This window comes from Variovorax sp. 01T432, from assembly GCF_056398605.1.
The window spans coordinates 1-3,134 of record NZ_JBFTPS010000114.1 but is presented as its reverse complement, the minus strand read 5'-3'; the positions used below and the strand labels follow the sequence as shown (position 1 = coordinate 3,134).

The 3,134-nt window shown below is 66.1% G+C and carries 3 protein-coding genes; all 3 read right to left on the bottom strand.

Annotated elements, in window-relative coordinates; genetic code table 11:
* On the bottom strand, positions 1-957 hold a 957-nt coding region (locus AC1DNF_RS35375; protein WP_478153565.1), incomplete at its 3' end, for an MCP four helix bundle domain-containing protein.
* A 52-nt stretch (positions 958-1,009) separates the two neighbouring features.
* Entirely contained in the window at positions 1,010-2,620 is a 1,611-nt protein-coding gene (locus tag AC1DNF_RS35370) for a methyl-accepting chemotaxis protein (RefSeq protein ID WP_478153564.1), read from the bottom strand.
* An 81-nt stretch (positions 2,621-2,701) separates the two neighbouring features.
* Positions 2,702-3,134: methyl-accepting chemotaxis protein (locus AC1DNF_RS35365; RefSeq protein WP_478153563.1), on the bottom strand; the 433-nt coding region annotated here is incomplete at its 5' end.

The window sequence follows — 3,134 nt, the reverse complement described above, 5'->3', positions numbered from 1 at the left end:
CGCGTTGTCCGCGTTCTGCTTGACGGTGCTGGTGAGTTCTTCCATCGAGGCGGCCGTCTGCTCCAGCGAACTGGCCTGCTCCTCGGTGCGCGACGAGAGGTCCTGGTTGCCCGAGGCGATCTCGCTCGAAGCCGTCGCGATGGTGTCCGTGCCCTGGCGCACCTCGCCCACCACCTTCGCCAGGCTGTCGTTCATGTTCCTGAGCGCCTGCATCAGCTGGCCGGTCTCGTCCCGGCTGTCCACCTCGATCCGGCTTCTCAGGTCGCCGCCGGCCACCGTTTCGGCGACCTTCACCGCGCGGCCCAGCGGGCGCACGATGCTCACGCTGAGGCGCCAAGCGCAGAGGGCCCCCGCCACCAGCGAGACGAACGTCAGCACCATTAGGGACACCTTCCCCGCATGGTGGTCCGCCGCGATGCCCGTGGCCACGAGATCGATCTGCTCGCGCTCGTGCGCCGCGAGCCGCTCGACGGAAGTCTGATAGGCCGCAAGCGCACTCGCGAACTTGGTGTCGATCAGCTTGATGGCCTCGTCCCTGTTGTTCTCGGTCTTGAGCTTGACCACGGCGCCCGACACGGCGAGCAGGCCCTGGCGCGCTTCGCCCACCTCGGCGAACAGCTTCTTTTCCTCCGGCGAGCTCAGCAGCGCCTCGAGCTTCTTCTGCACCGGTGTGATGGTCGCCGTGCCCTCTGCACGGCCCTTGGCGAAGTAGGCCTCGGTTTCAGGGTCCGTGGCCTTGGCCATCGCGATCGTGCGCACGATGGTCGAGTTCAGCAGGTTGGACCATTCATTGGCCAGCCGCTCCTTGACCAGCGCGCCCTCGACCATGTCCTCGGTGGCATTGCCCACGTTTTCAAGGCGCAACATGCCCGTGCCGGCAATGAAGACCATCAGCAGCAGCATGAGCGAGAAGCCCATTCCCAATCGCGTGCCGATCTTCAGATTCTTGAAACTCATCACTCTGCTCTCGATTTCTTGCTGGTTGAGATTCGACATGGACCGTCCGCGCTCAGGCGGCGGCAAGCGCCGGCTCCGTGCGGCCCGGGCGGCCGCCCGCATCGAGCCTGAACACGCCCACGACATGCGACAGGCTGCCGGCCTGCTCCTGCAGCGATTGCGCCGCTGCCGATGCTTCTTCCACCAGCGCCGCGTTCTGCTGCGTTCCCTGGTCCATCTGCGTGATGGCCTGGTTGATCTGCTCGATGCCCGAGGTCTGCTCCTGGCTGGCCGCCGTGATCTCGCCCATGATGTCGGTCACGCGCTTGACGCTGTCGACGATCTCTTCCATCGTCTTGCCCGCCTCGGCCACCTGCCGGCTGCCTTCCTCGACCTTGCCGACCGAGTCGCCGATGAGCGTCTTGATTTCCTTGGCCGCCGCGGCCGAGCGCTGCGCCAGGCTGCGTACTTCGGAGGCCACCACCGCGAAGCCGCGCCCCTGCTCGCCGGCCCGCGCGGCTTCCACCGCCGCGTTCAAGGCCAGGATGTTGGTCTGGAAGGCGATGCCGTCGATGACGCCGATGATGTCGACGATCTTGCGTGACGACGCGTTGATCGAGCCCATCGTTTCCACCACGCTCCCGACCACGACGCCACCCTTGACGGCSACCTCGGARGCCGAMACCGCGAGCTGATTGGCCTGGCGCGCGTTGTCCGCGTTCTGCTTGACGGTGCTSGTGAGCTCTTCCATCGAGGCCGCCGTCCGCTCCAGCGAGCTCGCCTGCTGTTCGGTCCGGGACGACAGATCCTGGTTGCCCGAGGCGATCTGGTCCGATGCCGTGGCGATCGTGTCGGCGCCCTGGCGCACCTCGCCCACCACCTTGGCAAGGCTGTCGCGCATGTTCTTGATGGCATGCATCAGGCTCGAGGCATCGTCCTTCTTCAGGTCGATGACCACCGAGAGATCGCCCTCGGCGATGCGGCGGGTGATGCCGGCGGCCGCCTCGGGCTCGCCGCCCAGTTGCCTGAGGAGGCTGCGCGAGATCAGGAAGCCGATGCCGAACAGGATGAGCGCCAGGACCAGCGCAATGACCGAGAAGCGGATCAGTCGCTCGACGATCGTGGCCTGCACCGTATCCACGTACACGCCGGAGCCGATGATCCAGCCCCAAGGCTCGAAGCCCTTCACATAGGACACCTTGGGCACCGGCGTCTCGCTGCCGGGCTTGGCCCACTCGTAATGGACGAATCCCGCGCCGCTCGCCTTCACGGTGTCCACGAAGGCGACGAACAGCGGCTTGCCGGTTGCATCCTTGGTGGTCGACAGGTCCTTGTTTTCCAGCGCCGGGCTGATCGGATGCATGAGCATCCGGGGCTCCATGTCGTTGAGCCAGAAGTACTCGTTTCCGCTGTAGCGCAAGCCCCGGATCGCCTGCATGGCCTGCTCCTTGGCCTGCTTCTCGGTCAACGCGCCCCGTGTCGACAGGCCGTGGTAGTAGGTCAGGATGCCATGGGCCGCTTCCACGACCTGCCGCACGCTGCTCTGCCGCTCCTGCATGATGAGCTTCTGTTCCGACACCAGGAACAGTGCAGTCAGGACGATGACGCCGGCCACGGCGCTGGCGGTGAGCAGGCCCAGCTTCCTGGCGATACTCATGGCACGGACATTCAGCAGATGGGTCATTGGCGTCTCCTCAAGATGGGGTGCGTTGGCATGGCTGTCCATCTGTTATCGGCAGCTCGCCGCCAGTCTTGAGGCCTCAGCTCAAAATTCAGTCCAGTCGCCGCCGCCGCCTTCGGCGAGGGCCAGCTTGGGCGCGGACGCCGCGTCCTTGCCGCGCCGGCGCGAGGCAGCCTGGGCGCGGGCATTCGGCCTTGGCTTCGATGGCGTGCGGGGCGCGGTGACGCGCGTCACCGGCTTGAAGACGGCGCCGGAGCCGGAGTCGAGCTTGAACATGCTCACCACCTCGGACAGGCTGCCGGCCTGCTCCTGCAGCGATTGCGCCGCTGCCGATGCTTCTTCCACCAGCGCCGCGTTCTGCTGCGTCGCCTGGTCCATCTGCGTGATGGCCTGGTTGATCTGCTCGATGCCCGAGGTCTGCTCCTGGCTGGCCGCCGTGATCTCGCCCATGATGTCGGTCACGCGCTTGACGCTGTCGACGATCTCTTCCATCGTCTTGCCCGCCTCGGCCACCTGC